13 protein-coding genes are annotated in these 14,988 nt (G+C 64.6%); 3 read left to right on the forward strand and 10 right to left on the reverse strand.

Annotated features, from left to right (window positions below; genetic code table 11):
• A partial coding sequence (locus tag LPZ50_RS11720) for an alpha/beta hydrolase (RefSeq protein WP_230661565.1) occupies positions 1-648 on the forward strand: 648 nt, incomplete at its 5' end.
• A gap of 78 nt (positions 649-726) precedes the next feature.
• On the opposite strand, the gene pstB is transcribed toward LPZ50_RS11720, so the two are convergent.
• The 5 genes from pstB to ppk1 form a co-directional block, all read right to left on the reverse strand.
• Entirely contained in the window at positions 727-1,503 is a 777-nt protein-coding gene (gene pstB / locus LPZ50_RS11725; protein WP_230661567.1) for a phosphate ABC transporter ATP-binding protein PstB, read from the reverse strand.
• Between the two features lie 44 nt (positions 1,504-1,547).
• Positions 1,548-2,402 carry a phosphate ABC transporter permease PstA gene (gene pstA, locus LPZ50_RS11730; protein ID WP_230661569.1) on the reverse strand — a complete coding sequence of 285 codons (855 nt, stop codon included), beginning with the start codon at positions 2,400-2,402 and terminating at the stop codon, positions 1,548-1,550.
• Between the two features lie 20 nt (positions 2,403-2,422).
• Entirely contained in the window at positions 2,423-3,439 is a 1,017-nt protein-coding gene (pstC, locus tag LPZ50_RS11735) for a phosphate ABC transporter permease subunit PstC (RefSeq protein ID WP_230661571.1), read from the reverse strand.
• Between the two features lie 103 nt (positions 3,440-3,542).
• The gene (gene pstS, locus LPZ50_RS11740; protein WP_230661573.1) at positions 3,543-4,583 is read right to left on the reverse strand and encodes a phosphate ABC transporter substrate-binding protein PstS; all 1,041 of its coding nucleotides are present in this window, start codon (positions 4,581-4,583) and stop codon (positions 3,543-3,545) included.
• Positions 4,584-4,726: 143 nt separating this feature from the next.
• The gene (ppk1, locus tag LPZ50_RS11745) at positions 4,727-6,799 is read right to left on the reverse strand and encodes a polyphosphate kinase 1 (RefSeq protein WP_230661575.1); all 2,073 of its coding nucleotides are present in this window, start codon (positions 6,797-6,799) and stop codon (positions 4,727-4,729) included.
• 184 nt (positions 6,800-6,983) lie between these two features.
• On the opposite strand from ppk1, the gene ppx reads away from it, so the two are divergent.
• Complete coding sequence (gene ppx / locus LPZ50_RS11750; RefSeq protein WP_230661577.1) at positions 6,984-8,471, forward strand: exopolyphosphatase; 1,488 nt, start codon at positions 6,984-6,986, stop codon at positions 8,469-8,471.
• A 65-nt stretch (positions 8,472-8,536) separates the two neighbouring features.
• Here ppx and LPZ50_RS11755 read toward each other — a convergent pair whose 3' ends face one another.
• The 5 genes from LPZ50_RS11755 to LPZ50_RS11775 form a co-directional block, all read right to left on the reverse strand.
• Positions 8,537-9,337, reverse strand: a complete 801-nt coding sequence (locus LPZ50_RS11755; protein WP_230661579.1) for a GNAT family N-acetyltransferase — start codon at positions 9,335-9,337, stop codon at positions 8,537-8,539.
• A gap of 218 nt (positions 9,338-9,555) precedes the next feature.
• Complete coding sequence (glmM, locus tag LPZ50_RS11760; protein ID WP_230661581.1) at positions 9,556-10,899, reverse strand: phosphoglucosamine mutase; 1,344 nt, start codon at positions 10,897-10,899, stop codon at positions 9,556-9,558.
• Positions 10,896-11,738 (reverse strand): dihydropteroate synthase, encoded by an 843-nt coding sequence (gene folP / locus LPZ50_RS11765; RefSeq protein WP_230661583.1) that lies wholly within the window; start codon positions 11,736-11,738, stop codon positions 10,896-10,898. Before folP ends, glmM begins: the two co-directional genes overlap by 4 nt.
• Before the next feature lie 18 nt (positions 11,739-11,756).
• The gene (ftsH, locus tag LPZ50_RS11770) at positions 11,757-13,646 is read right to left on the reverse strand and encodes an ATP-dependent zinc metalloprotease FtsH (protein ID WP_230661586.1); all 1,890 of its coding nucleotides are present in this window, start codon (positions 13,644-13,646) and stop codon (positions 11,757-11,759) included.
• Between the two features lie 140 nt (positions 13,647-13,786).
• Positions 13,787-14,422 carry an RlmE family RNA methyltransferase gene (locus LPZ50_RS11775; protein ID WP_230661588.1) on the reverse strand — a complete coding sequence of 212 codons (636 nt, stop codon included), beginning with the start codon at positions 14,420-14,422 and terminating at the stop codon, positions 13,787-13,789.
• An 18-nt stretch (positions 14,423-14,440) separates the two neighbouring features.
• Here LPZ50_RS11775 and LPZ50_RS11780 point away from each other — a divergent pair.
• On the forward strand, positions 14,441-14,988 hold a 548-nt coding region (locus tag LPZ50_RS11780; RefSeq protein WP_230661590.1), incomplete at its 3' end, for a YhbY family RNA-binding protein.

The raw sequence follows: 14,988 nt of genomic DNA on the forward strand, positions 1-14,988 counted from the left end.
GCGCTGGTGGGTGCCGGCCAACGGCCGGCCGCCCTGCTGGTGGGCATAGGCTACGACGTCGACGCGCGCCTGGACACCGAGGCCCGCGCCTGGGATTACACCCCGCGCCTGCCCGGCGCCGATGTCCAGGGCACGCCCGATCCGCGCCAGGCAGCGCGCCGCAACGGCGGGGCCGATGACTGGCTGGACCTGATCGAGCACCGCGTCAAACCCCTGGTACGGCAGGCCGCGCCCGTCGACACGGCGCGCCAGACCCTGTACGGACATTCGTATGGCGGGCTTTTCGTGCTGCATGCGCTGGCCGCGCGGCCGCTGGCATTCCAGCGCTATGTCGCGGCCAGTCCGTCGCTGTGGTGGCATGCGCCGTATATGGCCGACCGCCTGCGCGGCCTGGATACGGCCGGCTGCTGCGCGTCGTCGCCGCGCCGCCTGTATCTATGGGTGGGCGAGTCCGAACAATCGCGCGGGCACCGCCGGGCGCAGCAGGCGGATCCCGGCCGCATCAGCGCGAATGTGCAAAACCTGTCCGCCGAGCTGGCCGGCAAGCCGGGACTGGACGTGCGGTACCGCGGTTTTCCCGGCCTGGGGCACGGCCCCATGTTGCCGGCATCGGCGCGCGAGGCGCTGGGCGTGGCCACCCTGCCCTAGACAGGGTGTTTCAATAAAAATGTCCGGCTCTCTGGCGGGAAGCCGGACATCTGTAGCGGCCAGTACAGGCCTGGCGGGTCAGCCGAAGCGGCCAGTAATGTAGTCTTCGGTTTCCTTGCGGCTGGGCTTGACGAAGATCTGGTCGGTTTCGCCGAATTCCATCAGTTCGCCCAGGTACATGTAGGCCGTGTAGTCGGAACAGCGCGCCGCCTGCTGCATGTTGTGCGTGACGATGACCACGGTGTAGTCGTTCTTCAGTTCGGCGATGAGCTCTTCGATCTTGGCGGTGGAAATCGGGTCCAGGGCCGAGCAGGGTTCGTCCAGCAGCAGCACCTCGGGCTTGATGGCCACGCCACGGGCAATGCACAGGCGCTGTTGCTGGCCGCCCGACAGGCTGTTGCCGCTTTGGTGCAGCTTGTCTTTCACTTCGTTCCACAGCGCCGCCTTGGACAGCGCCCATTCCACGCGCTCGTCCATTTCGCCCTTGGACATGCGTTCGAACAGGCGCACGCCGAACGCGATGTTGTCGTAGATGCTCATGGGAAACGGCGTGGGCTTCTGGAACACCATGCCGATCTTGGCGCGGATCAGCGAGATATCGGTCTTGGACGTAAGCAGGTTTTCGCCGTCGAGCATGATTTCGCCCTCGGCGCGCTGGCCGGGGTACAGCTCGAACATGCGGTTGAAGGTGCGCAGCAAGGTGGACTTGCCGCAGCCCGACGGGCCGATGAAAGCCGTGACCTTGTTCTCGCGGATGGACATGTTCACGTTGCGGATCGCATGGAACTTGCCGTAGTAGAAGTTCAGGTCTTTGACTTCGATCTTGGATTTGACGGCGGTAGCGGTGTTTTCCATTTACTTTCCTGAAGCCGGCGCACGGGGCGCCGGCGTGGCGATCACTATTTGCGGAACAGGTTGCGAGCCAGGATGTTGATGCCCAGCACCAGCAGGGTGATCAATGTGGCGCCGGCCCAGGCCAGGTCGTTCCAGTCTTTGAAGGGGCTGGCGGCATACTGGTAGATGACCACCGGCAGGTTCGCCATGGGGGCGTTCATGTTCAAGGACATGAACTGGTTGGACAATGCGGTGAACAGCAGCGGCGCGGTTTCGCCCGAGATGCGGGCAATGGCCAGCAGGATGCCGGTAATGATGCCCGTCTTGGCCGCGCGATAGCACACCATGGTGATCATGCGCCACTTGGGGCAACCCAGCGCGGCCGTGGCCTCGCGCAGGCTGTTGGGCACTAGCATCAGCATGTTGTCGGTGGTGCGCACCACCACCGGGATCACCAGGATGGACAGCGCCAATGCGCCGGCCCAGCCGGAATAGTGCCCCACCTGCGCCACGTACACGGCGTAGATGAACAGGCCGATGATGATGGACGGCGCCGACAGCAGCACGTCGTTCAGGAAGCGGGTAGCGGGCGCCAGCCAGCCGCGCTGGCCGTATTCGGCCAGGTAGGTGCCGGCCAGGATGCCGATGGGCGTGCCGATAAGCGTGCCCACGCCGGCCATCAGCACGCTGCCCGTGATGGCGTTGATCAGGCCGCCCTGCTGGCCCGGCGGGGGGGTGATTTCGGTGAACAGCGTCATCGACAGCGCCGGGGCGCCCTTGAACAGCAGGGTCAGGATGATCCAGAACAGCCAGAACAGCCCGAACAGCAGCGCGCCCAGCGAAACGGTCAGCATTACCTTGTTGACCACGTTGCGCCGGCGGTAGATGCCGTTGCTCATGTTGAGTACAGATTCAGCCATGTTTTCTTTCCAGTGGGCGGTCAGGTCTTCTTGCCTTCACCAGCGGACAGGCGCAGCAGCAGCACTTTCGAGAAAGCCAGCACCACCGTGGTGATCAGGAACAGGATCAGGCCCAGTTCCAGCAGCGCGGATTTCTGGATGCCGCCCGCTTCGTTGAATTCGTTGGCCAGTGCCGAAGCGATGGAGTTGCCCGGCGCGAACAGCGACCCCGGGAACTGGAAGGCGTTGCCGATGACGAACGTGACCGCCATGGTTTCGCCCAGGGCGCGGCCCAGGCCCAGCATGATGCCGCCGATGACGCCCGACTTGGTGTAGGGCAGCACGACGCGCCACATGACTTCCCAGGTGGTGCTGCCGAGCCCGTAGGCCGACTCTTTCAGCATGGGGGGCACCAGCTCGAACACGTCGCGCATTACCGCGGCGATGAACGGGATGATCATGATGGACAGGATCAGGCCGGCGGTGAAGATGCCGATGCCGAACGGCGGCCCCGCGAAGATGCCGCCAATGACAGGCAAGCTGCCCAGCGTGGCGATCAGGCCCGGTTGCACGTACTGCTGGAAAATGGGCACGAAAACAAACAGGCCCCACATGCCGTAGATGATGGACGGAATGGCCGCCAGCATTTCGATGGCGGTGCCCAGCGGGCGGCGCAGCCAGGCGGGGGACAGTTCGGTCAGGAAGATGGCGATGCCGAACGACACCGGAATGGCGACGATCAGCGCGATGGCGGACGTCAGCAGCGTGCCCACGATGGGCACCACGGCGCCGAAGTTCTGTTTGACCGGATCCCAGTCGTTCAGCCACAGGAACGACAGGCCGTACTTGGCCAGGGTTTCGCGGCTGCCGTAGATCAGCGAAATCATGATCGCCGCCAACAGGATGAACACCAGGAAGGCGAACAGCCGCGTCAGGTTCTTGAACAGCGCATCCATTAGCGCGTTGTTGTTTTGCTTCATAGGCGAGGGCGTGCCGGTGGTGACGGAATCCGTCTCGCGAGACGGTAGCAACCCGCTATTATCCATTACCGCGCTCATGGATGGGCTTTCCTTGGGATTACTGACAGGGGATGCGCGTCGCTGCGCGATTCGGCGTGCGGGCCGGGAAAGGCCCGCACGCCGAGCTTGCCACAGAGAGCGATTACTTCCAGACAGCCTTGCCGTCGGCGCCCTTGATTTCGCCCCAGGCGGCGCGGATTTCATCCGTCACCGAATCAGGCAGGGGCACGTAGTCCAGCGCGATGGCGGACTTGTCGCCATTCTTGAAGGCCCAGTCGAAGAACTCGAGCACGGCGCGGCCTTGCTCGGGCTTGTCCTGCACCTTGTGCACCAGGATGAAGGTGGCGGCGGTGACGGGCCACGAATCGGCGCCCGGCTCGTTGGTCAGCACCACGCCCATGCCAGGCGCGCTCTTCCAGTCGGCGTTGGCGGCAGCGGCGGCGAAGGCCGACTGCTCGGGCTGCACGAACTTGCCATCCTTGTTCTGCAGTTGGGTCCAGGCCAGCTTGTTCTGCTTGGCGTAGGCGTATTCGACGTAGCCGATCGAGTTCTTCAGCTGGCCGACGTAGGCGGCGACGCCTTCGTTGCCCTTGCCGCCCTGGCCGGTGGGCCACTTCACGGCCTTGCCTTCACCCACTTTTTCTTTCCATTCGGGCGAGACTTTCGACAGGTAGTTGGTCCAGCCGAAGGTCGTGCCCGAACCGTCGGAACGGTGCACCACGATGATGTCGGTCGAGGGCAGCTTCAGGTCGGGGTTCAGCGCCTTGATGGCGGCGTCGTCCCACTTCTTGACCTTGCCCAGGAAGATGTCTGCCAGGACCGGGCCCGACAGCTTCAACTGGCCGGGCTTGACGCCATCGACGTTGACCACGGGCACAGTGCCGCCGATCACGGCCGGGAATTGCAGCAGACCGTTCTTTTCCAGGTCGTCGGCCTTCAGGGGATCGTCCGAGGCGCCGAAGTCGACGGTCTTGGCCTTGATCTGTTGCTGGCCGCCGCCCGAACCGATGGACTGGTAGTTGACCGCGGTGTCGGTAGCGGCCTTGTAGTCGGACGCCCACTTGGCGTACACGGGGTAGGGGAACGAAGCGCCAGCGCCGGTGATGTTGGCGGCCTGGACGGCGAAAACAGCGCTACCCAGGGCCACGCCGACGGTAATCTGTTTGAAAACACGGTTGAACATTAGGGTTCCTTCTGTGCTCGTTGAGGAAGTCGCAGCGGGCTGACAGCGCCCGTCTCTCATCGACGTGACGAATCTTAGAAGCTCAAAATGACAAGACCGTGACAGTCATATACAAGAAATGTGACAGGCCTGTCCCCAATTGGCTAGCCCAGGCGTTCCATCAGGAAATCATGCAGGTTGAAAGGCGCCCGGCGGTTGCGCACACGCACGTAGGAACCGTCGGGCTGCTGCTGCCATGCCAGTTGGTTGTCGCGCAGGGCGAAGGTGAAGGATTCGTCGATGACGCGCTTTTTCAGCGCCTTGTCCATTACCGGGAAGGCGACTTCGACGCGCCGGAAGAAATTGCGGTCCATCCAGTCGGCCGAGGACAGATAGACGGTTTCTTCGCCCTCGGCGTAGAAGTAAAAGACCCGCGAATGCTCCAGGAAGCGCCCCACGATGGAGCGCACCCGGATGTTCTCGGACATGCCGGGCACCCCGGCGCGCAAGGCGCACACGCCGCGCACCACCAGGTCGATTTTCACGCCCGCCTGGCTGGCCTTGTACAGCTCGGTGATGATCTGTTCTTCAAGCAGTGAATTCATCTTGGCCATGATGCGGGCCCGCTTGCCGGCCTTGGCCGCCCGCGTTTCGGCCCGGATCAGCGCCACCATGGTCTCGTGCAGGGTAAAAGGCGACTGCAGCAGGGCCTTCATGCTGCGCCGCGCGCCCAGCCCGGTAAGCTGGGCGAACACCTTGTCCATGTCTTCGCACAGGCGCGGATCGGCCGTGAGCAGGCCGAAGTCGGTATACAGGCGGGCGGTGCGCGGGTGGTAGTTGCCGGTGCCCAGGTGGGCGTAGCGGCGCAGCCGGCCCTTTTCGCGGCGCAGCACCAGCGCCATCTTGGCGTGCGTCTTGTGCGCCACGACCCCGTACACCACGTGCGCCCCCACCTCTTCGAGGCGGGCCGCCCAGTTGATGTTGGTCTGCTCGTCGAAGCGGGCCATCAGCTCTACCACGACGGTCACTTCTTTGCCGGCCCGGGCGGCGGCCAGCAGGATCTGCATCAGTTCGGAATCTTCGCCCGTGCGGTAGATGGTCTGCTTGATGGCCATGACGTCCGGATCCAGCGCGGCGGCGGTCAGGAAGTCGATGACGGGCTGGAACGACTGATACGGATGGTGCATCAGGCGGTCGGCCTCGGCCACGGCGGCGAACAGCTCGGCCGGCTTGTCGGCCACGCGGTCCAGCGGCGCGGGCACCGAGGCATGGTACGGAGGGAACAGCAGCTCGGGCCGGGTGGCCACGTTGCACAGCTGCATCAGCCGCGACAGGTTCACCGGCCCATTGACACGATAGGTGTCTTCGGCCGACAGCGAAAATTCGCGCTGCAGGTAGGCTTCCAGGTCGGGCGGCGTCAGGCGGTCGATTTCCAGGCGGACGGCCGCCCCGAAATTGCGCTGCGACAGTTCGCCCTGCAGGGCCTGGCGCAGGTTGGTGACTTCTTCTTCGTCCACGAACAGGTCGCTGTTGCGGGTGACGCGCCACTGGTAGCAGCCCAGCATTTCCAGCCCGGGGAACAGGTCGCCCACGAAAGCGCGCATCAACGAGGTAAGCAGGACGTAGATTTCGGGCTTGCCCGAGATCTCGGCCGGCATCTTGATCAGGCGCGGCAGCGCGCGCGGCGCCTGCACCACGGCAATGGATGCCTGGCGCCCGAAGGCATCGGCGCCCGACAGCGCCACGATGAAATTCAGGCTTTTGTTGTAGACGCGCGGAAAAGGGTGCGCCGGATCGAGCCCGATGGGGGTCAGCAGCGGCATCACGTCGCGGTTGAACATATCGTGCGCCCAGTCCTGCTGCTCCGCGTTCCATTCCGAGGCGTGCAGCAGGCCGATGCCTTCGGCATCCAGGCGCGGCAGGATGTCGTCGTTCAACAGGGTGTACTGGCGGTCGACCAGCCCGTGCACCGCCTGTTGCAGCCGCTCGAAGGCTTCGGCCGGGGTCCGGCCGTCGGGGCCCACCAGGCCGGGGTTCTGGCGCTGCTGCTCTTTCAGGCTGGAAATGCGGATTTCGAAGAATTCGTCCAGGTTGGAACTGACGATGCACACGTAGCGCAGCCGCTCCAGCAGGGGCACCTGGGGGTTTTCCGCCATGGCCAGCACCCGCTCGTTGAATTTCAGCAGTGACAGCTCACGATTCAAAAACGGAGGCTCAACAGACAGGCGAGTCGACATACCAGGTTCCATGCCAGAAGAAAGCTCCAGGTTTTACTGCAATTACGTGACGGTTCCATGACACCGTGGCGCAACCCTCAAGGGTACGGCAAAACCGTCGTGTCCGGGGCCCCCGGCGGCCCGGCCGGCGCTGTCATATCGGTTCTCTATAATCGAGCCACTTACAGCCTTACCCAAGACGCGCATGGATCAACTTCTGGCCGCCGTAGACCTCGGTTCCAACAGCTTCCGCCTTTCGATCGGCCGGATCGTCCAGCAGGAAGGCGGGGCGCAGATCTACCAGATCGACGGCCTGAAGGAAACGGTGCGACTGGCCGCCGGCCTGGGCAAGGACAAGCGGCTGGACGATGCGGCGGTGGAACGCGCCGTCGCCGTGCTGGAACGCTTCGGCGAACGCCTGCGCAGCTTCCACCCCAGCCGGGTGCGCGCCGTGGCCACGAACACGTTCCGGGTGGCCCGCAACGCCCCGGAGTTCCTGCCGCGGGCCGAGGCCGCGCTAGGTTTTCCCATTGAAGTGATTGCCGGGCGAGAAGAAGCCCGGCTTATTTTTTCCGGGGTGGTGCACACCCTGCCCCCGTCCGCCGGCAAGCGCCTGGTCATCGACATCGGGGGCGGATCCACCGAGGTGATCATCGGCAAAGGCTTCGAGCCCGGGCTGATGTCGTCGCTGTACATGGGCTGTGTCAGCTACAGCCGGCAGTTCTTCCCCGACGGCACCGTCGACGCTCACCAGATGAAGCAGGCCGAACTGGCGGCGCGGCGCGAAATCGAAGTCATTGCCAAGCAATACCGCAAAATGGGCTGGAAGGAAGCGTATGGATCTTCCGGCACCGCCAAGGCCCTGTATGCCATTTTGGCCGAATGCGGCTTTTCCGACCAGGGCATCACCCGCCACGGTCTTAACCGCCTGAAAGACCGTATCATCCGCTCGGGCCGGGTCATCCCCGAGGAACTGCCGGGCATCAAGCTGCACCGCACCGACGTGCTGCCGGGCGGGCTGGCCATCATGAGCGCCCTGTTCGACGAGCTGGGCATCGAGGTCATGCAGACCGGCGACGGCGCCCTGCGCCTGGGCGTGCTGTACGACCTGCTGGGCCGCGACGCCGCGCACGACAAGCGCGATGAATCGGTGCAGCAGTTCCTGAAGCGCTACCACATCGACCTGAGCCAGGCGCAGCGGGTACGCCAGGCGGCCCTGGCGTTCTTCGATTCCATTTATTCCGCCGACGACGGCCTGGCCGAACTGCGCCTGGCCCTGGGATGGGCCGCCGACCTGCACGAGGTGGGCCTGTCGATCGCGCACAACGATTACCACAAACATACGGCCTACGTGCTGGGCAATGCCGACATGCCGGGCTTTTCGCGCGCCGACCAGCAGTTGCTGGCCATACTGGCGCTGGGACACCAGGGCAAGCTGGGGAAGGTGGAAACATTGGTGCGCGACCGCAGCCAATGGGTGGCCATACTGTGCCTGCGCCTGGCGGCGCTGCTGTTGCGTCGCCGCGCCGATGTCGCCCCCCTGCCCCTTACGGTGTCGGTGCGGGGCGATTCCATCGTGGTGCGGGTGAACCGGGCCTGGCTGGCCAAGCATCCGCTCAGCGACTTCACGCTGCGGGCCGAGGAATCAGAATGGCGAAAAGTCGGTTTCTCTTTCGAGCTGCTTGAGTTCTAGCCGGACTGGGCGCGTTGCCCGGCGAATGAGCCGGATGCGCAGTCTCCTGAGCAGCCGGCGCATCGTCAGGCCGCCTCGGATGCCACGGGCTCCAGCCCGAAATGGCGCCGGTAGCGCTCATCCATGCGGACCATGTCCAGCAGCACGGGGAAATCGGCCGCGTTGAAATCCGGATCCCAGGCGGGTTCGCCGCAGATGCGGGCGCCCAGTTTCAAGTAGCCCTTGATCAGCGGCGGCACGCGGGCCGGCAAGGTGCTGTTCAGGCGCTCGACTGGGTAGCGGTGCAACGGCCGGACACGCGGCAGGTCGGCGTCCTGGAGATGGGTGGCCACATTGCGCCACACTTCCGCCGCGGTGACGCCGTCGTCGCGCAGGCTGACACTGGCACAACCCAGCATGTAACGGTAACCGCCCCGGCGCATGAATTCCGCCAGGCCCGACCACAGCAGCATGATGGCGGCGCCGCTGCGGTGATCGGCATGAGTGCAGGACCGCCCTACTTCCACCAACTGGCTGCGCAGCGCGCCCAGCCCGGAAAGATCGAATTCGGATTCGGAATAGTAGCCGCCGGCCTTGGGGGCCTTTTCGGGCGTCAGGATGCGGTAGGTGCCAACGACCCGTCCGGTGTCCAGTTCACGCACCATCAGGTGTTCACACCAGGGGTCGTACTTGTCCTGCTCGATGCCGTCGATGGCGTCGGGGAATACGGCCCCCATATCTTCCGTGAAGACGCTGTAGCGCAGGCGTTGGATCTGCTCGACCTCGTCGCTCGTGCGTGCCAGGCCCACCACCAGGATCCGGGATGCGGAACCGGTCCAGGGCTCAGCGGCATTTCGCCGAGAATCGATGCGTGCTAATTCGAGCATTGCGCGGGACTCCTAGAGTGTGCCGACAGTGTGGAGGCCGGATGTGTCAGGCTTCTGACAAATATGTGACATGACTATGAAGTTTACGCCGAAGGATAAATCATTGATTTACCACTATTTGATTCTAAACAAGTCAAAATAGGACACCCTGGTTTCCTGGCATAAAAAAAGCCGGACCTGGAAAGGTCCGGCTGGAAACGCGTGCATCGGGGCCAGCCTCAGGCCAGGCTGTCTGCCAGCTTCTGGGCGCAGGTGCCGGCCAGGCCGGGGTCTTCGGCCTCGACCATCAGCCGCAGCTTGGGTTCGGTGCCCGAGGCGCGGATCAGCACCCGGCCCTTGCCCGCCAGTTCGGCCTCCACCGCCTTCTTGGCGGCCGCCAGGCCCGCGTGGGATTTCCAGTCGGTACCCGGTTTCAGGGGCACGTTGATCATTTTCTGGGTGTACATGTGCAGCTCGCCCAGCCAGTCGGCCAGGGTGCGGTTGCTGCGGCGCAAGGCAGTCAGGACCTGCAGGGCGGCAATGATGCCGTCGCCCGTGGTGTGGCGGTCCAGGCAGATCAGGTGGCCGGAGTTCTCGCCGCCGTAAAGCCAGCCGCGCGCCTGCAATTGTTCCATGACGTAGCGGTCGCCCACGTTGGCGCGCTCGAAACCGATGCCCAGGCGCTGGAACTGCAGTTCCAGGCCGTAGTTGGTCATCAGGGTGCCCACCACCCCGGCCACCGGGCCATGGATCATGCGCTCGCGCACAATGGCGTACAACAATTCGTCGCCGTCGTAGATGCGGCCGGAATTGTCGACCATCTGCAGGCGGTCGGCATCGCCGTCCAGGGCGATGCCCAGGTCGGCGCCGCGGTCGCGCACGGCCTGCACCAGGGCTTCGGGATGCAGTGCGCCCACCCCCTTGTTGATGTTGAAGCCGTCGGGCGACACGCCGATGGCATGCACCTCGGCGCCCAGTTCGCGGAACACATGGGGGGCCACGTTATAGGCGGCGCCGTTGGCGGCATCCACGACGATCTTGACACCGTTCAGGTCCAGTTCGTGGGGGAAGGTGCTTTTGCAGAACTCGATATAGCGGCCCTGGGAATCCTGCATGCGGCGCGCGCGCCCCAGCGCTTCCGAACCCACGCAGCCCAGCGGTTCGTCCAGCGCGGCCTCGATCTGCGCCTCGATCTCGTCGGGCAGCTTCATGCCCTGCGCCGAAAAGAACTTGATGCCGTTGTCCTGGTAGGGATTGTGCGAGGCGCTGATGACGATGCCGGCCACCAGGCGCAGCGCGCTGGTCAGGTAGGCCACCGCGGGCGTGGGCACCGGGCCGGCCAGCAGCACGTCGATGCCCGCAGCCGACAGGCCGGCTTCCAGGGCGGATTCGAGCATGTAGCCGGAAATGCGGGTGTCTTTGCCGATGACGACTTGCGGACGGCTGCCGCCGCGGCCGCCATGCTGGCGAGCCAGGACACGGCCGGCGGCGTACCCCAGGCGCAGGGCAAAGGCGGCATTGATGACCTCGCCGCCCACTTCGCCTCGTACACCGTCGGTTCCGAAATACTTGCGTTGCGTCATGCTCGTATGGCTCCTTGTTCGACTGCCTGCCAGACTTTCAGGGCATCGACCGTGGCCGCCACGTCGTGCACGCGCACGATGGACGCGCCGCGTGCCACGCATGCCAGCGCACCGGCGATGCTGCCCGCCAGGCGGTCGGCCACCGGTTTGCCGGTGGCATCGCCTATCATGGTCTTGCGCGACAGCCCGGTCAGTAATGGGTAACTGGATACGCGCAGGCTGGACAGCCTGCGCAGCAATTGATAATTGTGGTCGGCCGTTTTGCCGAACCCGAAGCCCGGGTCCAGCACGATGCGGCGCGGGTCGATCCAGGCGGCCCGCAGCCGTTGCGCGCGGGCCCCCAGGAAAACGCCGATTTCGCCCAGCAGGTCGGCGTATTCGGGCGCCCGCTGCATGCTGCCCGGCTCGCCCTTCATGTGCATGACGCACAGGCCGCAGCGTGTGGGCGCCACGGCTTCGATGGCGCCCGGCTGGCGGAACCCGTAAATGTCGTTGATCATGTCGGCGCCGGCATCCAGCACGGCGCGCATGACATCGGGCTTGAAGGTATCGACGGACAGCGGCACACCGCAATCACGCAGGGCCTCGATAACCGGCAGCAGCCGCGCCAGTTCATCCTGCGCCGATACGGGCTGGGCGCCCGGCCGGGTGGACTCGCCCCCCAGGTCGAGAATATGGGCACCTTCGTCGATCAGGCGCCGCGCATGCCGCACCGCGGAATCGGTGTCGGCGTGCTGGCCGCCATCGGAAAAGGAATCGGGCGTGACGTTGACGATGCCCATCACGAGCGGGCGCTCTAGGTCGAACTCAAAGCGCCCGCACAGAAAGGTGTTGGCCATGTAACCGGACCGCGACCCTTAAACAGCGGCCGGAGTACCGCTGCCGCCGGCAGCCAGCCCGGTGGGAGGCGAATCGGCGCTGTCGGACGGGCCCTCGGGGGTCTTGGGCGGACGCGGCGGACGGCCGGACGTGATGTCGTTGATCTGGTCGGCGTCGATGGTTTCCCATTCGAGCAGGGCGCGGGTCATGACTTCGACCATCTCGCGGTTGTCTTCCAGGATCTTGCGCGCCACGCCGTACTGCTCGTCGATGATGCGGCGGATCTCGCCGTCCACCTTCTGCATGGTGGCTTCCGACATGTGGGTGGTTTTGGTGACGCTGCGGCCCAGGAACACTTCGCCTTCGTTTTCGGCATACACCATGGGGCCCAGCTCGCTCGTCATGCCGTAGCGGGTGACGATGTCGCGGGCAATGGCCGTGGCGCGCTCGAAATCGTTGGAAGCGCCGGTGGTCATCTGGTTCATGAAGATTTCTTCGGCGATACGGCCGCCGAACAGCACCGCGATGGTGTTGAGCAGGCGGTCCTTGTCCATGCTGTAGCGGTCGTTTTCAGGCAGTTGCATGGTCACGCCCAGCGCGCGGCCGCGCGGAATGATGGTGACCTTGTGCACCGGATCGGTCTTGGGCAGCATGCGCGCCACGATGGCATGGCCCGACTCGTGGTACGCGGTGTTCTTGCGTTCTTCTTCGGGCATGACAATGGAGCGGCGCTCGGCGCCCATGATGATCTTGTCCTTGGCCTTTTCGAAGTCGGACATATCCACCGTGCGGCCATTGCGGCGGGCGGCGAACAGGGCAGCCTCGTTCACCAGGTTGGCCAGGTCGGCGCCCGAGAAGCCGGGCGTGCCGCGGGCCAGGATGGTGGCGTCGACGTTGGGCGACAGCGGCACCTTGCGCATGTGCACGCGCAGGATCTGTTCGCGGCCGCGGATATCGGGCAGCGGCACCACGACCTGGCGGTCGAAGCGGCCCGGGCGCAGCAGCGCCGGGTCGAGCACGTCGGGGCGGTTGGTGGCGGCGATGACGATGACGCCCTGGCCGGACTCGAAGCCGTCCATTTCCACCAGCATCTGGTTCAGCGTCTGTTCGCGTTCGTCGTTGCCGCCGCCCAGGCCGGCGCCGCGCTGGCGGCCGACCGCGTCGATTTCGTCGATGAAGATGATGCACGGGGCGTGCTTCTTGGCGTTCTCGAACATGTCGCGCACGCGGGCCGCGCCCACGCCGACGAACATTTCGACGAAGTCGGAGCCCGAGATGCTGAAGAACGGCACCTTGGCTTCCCCGGCGATGGCCTTGGCCAGCAGCGTTTTACCGGTACCGGGCGAACCCACCATCAGCACGCCGCGCGGAATGCGGCCGCCCAGCTTCTGGAACTTGCTGGGGTCGCGCAGGAAATCGACCAATTCCTGCACGTCTTCCTTGGCCTCGTCGCAGCCGGCGACGTCGGCGAAGGTGATCTGGTTGGTGTTTTCGTCCAGCATGCGCGCGCGCGACTTGCCGAAGCTGAAAGCGCCGCCACGTCCGCCGCCCTGCATCTGGCGCATGAAGAACACCCACACGCCAATGAGCAGCAGCATGGGGAACCACGACACGAAGATGCTCATGAGCAGCGACGGTTCTTCGCGGGCCTTGCCCGAGACGTCCACGCCGTACTTGAGCAGGTCGGACACCATCCAGATGTCGCCCGGCGAGGTCAGGGTATAGGCGCGTCCGGTATCCGGCGTGACATACAGCACGTCGCCCTGCACGTCGACCTTGCGGATATGTCCTGCCTTGGCATCTTCCATGAACTGGGTGTAGCTGACGCCGTCTTGCGTCTGCGCACGTCCATCGAACTGCTTGAATACCGTGAACAGGACTAGCGCGATCACCATCCAGACCGCGACTTTGGAAAATGAATTGTTCAAGGTCGATCTCCTGCTTTCGATTCCGACCGGCAACCGCGCACCCGCGTATATGGCACAGTCACAAGTATGTCAATAGCTCATTCTACCCTGTCGGGGCAGATTCTGTTTGGGCGCCTCTTGGGCGCCTGATACACATTGGTTCAGGATTTCAGGTCACGTGCCACCAGGAAGGTTTCGGACGACTTGTCTCGCGACGCCTTGGGCTTGCGTTCTACCACTCGCTTGAAGCGCTGCTTGTAGGATTGCACGATCTGGGAAAAGCCGCTGCCATGGAAGGCCTTGACGACAAGCGCGCCGTCGGGCTTGAGATGGTTGCAGGCGAATTCCAGGGCCAGCTCGCAGACGTGCTGGATGCGGGCTGAATCGGCGGAACCGACTCCGGACAAATTGGGGGCCATGTCGGAAATTACAAGATCCACCGCCTGGCCGCCCACCATTTCTTGCAACTGTTGCAAAACAGCGTCTTCACGGAAGTCGCCCTGGATGAACTCGACGCCGGCCACGGGCTCCATGGGCAGCAGGTCCAGGGCGATGATGCGGCCGTCCACGACGCCGCCCGGGCCGGCCAGGCGCTCGCGCGCCACCTGCGACCAACTGCCCGGCGCCGAACCGAGGTCTACCACCACGTCGCCGCGGCGCATGAGCTTTTCGGTGTCGAGGATCTCGATCAGTTTGAAGGCGGCGCGCGCCCGATACCCCTTTTGTTGCGCCAGTTTCACATAGGGGTCGTTGATGTGCTGGTTGATCCAGTCTTTAGAGAATTTCTTTTTGGCCATTACCGTACAATTCCACGCATGCCTATATTAGAACTCACCTCACGCGAGCGCAGCGATTTGCGCTCGGCCGCCCACCCGCTGCGCCCGGTCGTCCTGATCGGCGACAACGGGCTGACCGACGCGGTCTTGAAAGAAATCGACCGCGCCCTGACTTCGCATGGGCTGATCAAGGTGCGCGCCGGCGGCAGCGACCGCGATGAGCGCGAAGCCATGCTGGCAAGCATCTGCGACACGCTGTCGTGCGCCCCGGTGCATCACCTGGGCAAAATCCTTATTCTGTTCCGGCCGCTGCCGGGCAATGTTGCCCCGGCACCAGCCGAAGGCACCCCGGCCCGCCGCAAGCCTTCCGAGCCCCATACCCCCAAAAAGCTGGCCGCCGAGGGCAAAACCTTGTCCAAGCCGCGCCGGGCGCCCCGCAAACCCGCCGATGCCGAACCGGCCCGGCCGGCCGCGCGCGCCACCCTGAACAAGGCCGGCAAGCCAATGCGGCCCACCACCAAGAAAGCCGCATCGAGTTCGCCGCATGGTATTCCCCGCCGAGCCGGCAGCGCCCTGAGCCTGCGGGC

This window comes from Bordetella petrii (assembly GCF_020991325.1).
GTDB classification, from domain to species: Bacteria; Pseudomonadota; Gammaproteobacteria; order Burkholderiales; family Burkholderiaceae_B; genus Bordetella_A; species Bordetella_A petrii_E.

Bases quoted from the DNA above. Each gene is read 5' to 3' on its own strand.
- pstB (WP_230661567.1), bottom strand. From the start codon at position 1,503: ATGGAAAACACCGCTACCGCCGTCAAATCCAAGATCGAAGTCAAAGAC.
- pstA (WP_230661569.1), bottom strand. From the start codon at position 2,402: ATGGCTGAATCTGTACTCAACATGAGCAACGGCATCTACCGCCGGCGC.
- pstC (WP_230661571.1), bottom strand. From the start codon at position 3,439: ATGAGCGCGGTAATGGATAATAGCGGGTTGCTACCGTCTCGCGAGACG.
- pstS (WP_230661573.1), bottom strand. From the start codon at position 4,583: ATGTTCAACCGTGTTTTCAAACAGATTACCGTCGGCGTGGCCCTGGGT.
- ppk1 (WP_230661575.1), bottom strand. From the start codon at position 6,799: ATGTCGACTCGCCTGTCTGTTGAGCCTCCGTTTTTGAATCGTGAGCTG.
- ppx (WP_230661577.1), top strand. From the start codon at position 6,984: ATGGATCAACTTCTGGCCGCCGTAGACCTCGGTTCCAACAGCTTCCGC.
- LPZ50_RS11755 (WP_230661579.1), bottom strand. From the start codon at position 9,337: ATGCTCGAATTAGCACGCATCGATTCTCGGCGAAATGCCGCTGAGCCC.
- glmM (WP_230661581.1), bottom strand. From the start codon at position 10,899: ATGACGCAACGCAAGTATTTCGGAACCGACGGTGTACGAGGCGAAGTG.
- folP (WP_230661583.1), bottom strand. From the start codon at position 11,738: ATGGCCAACACCTTTCTGTGCGGGCGCTTTGAGTTCGACCTAGAGCGC.
- LPZ50_RS11775 (WP_230661588.1), bottom strand. From the start codon at position 14,422: ATGGCCAAAAAGAAATTCTCTAAAGACTGGATCAACCAGCACATCAAC.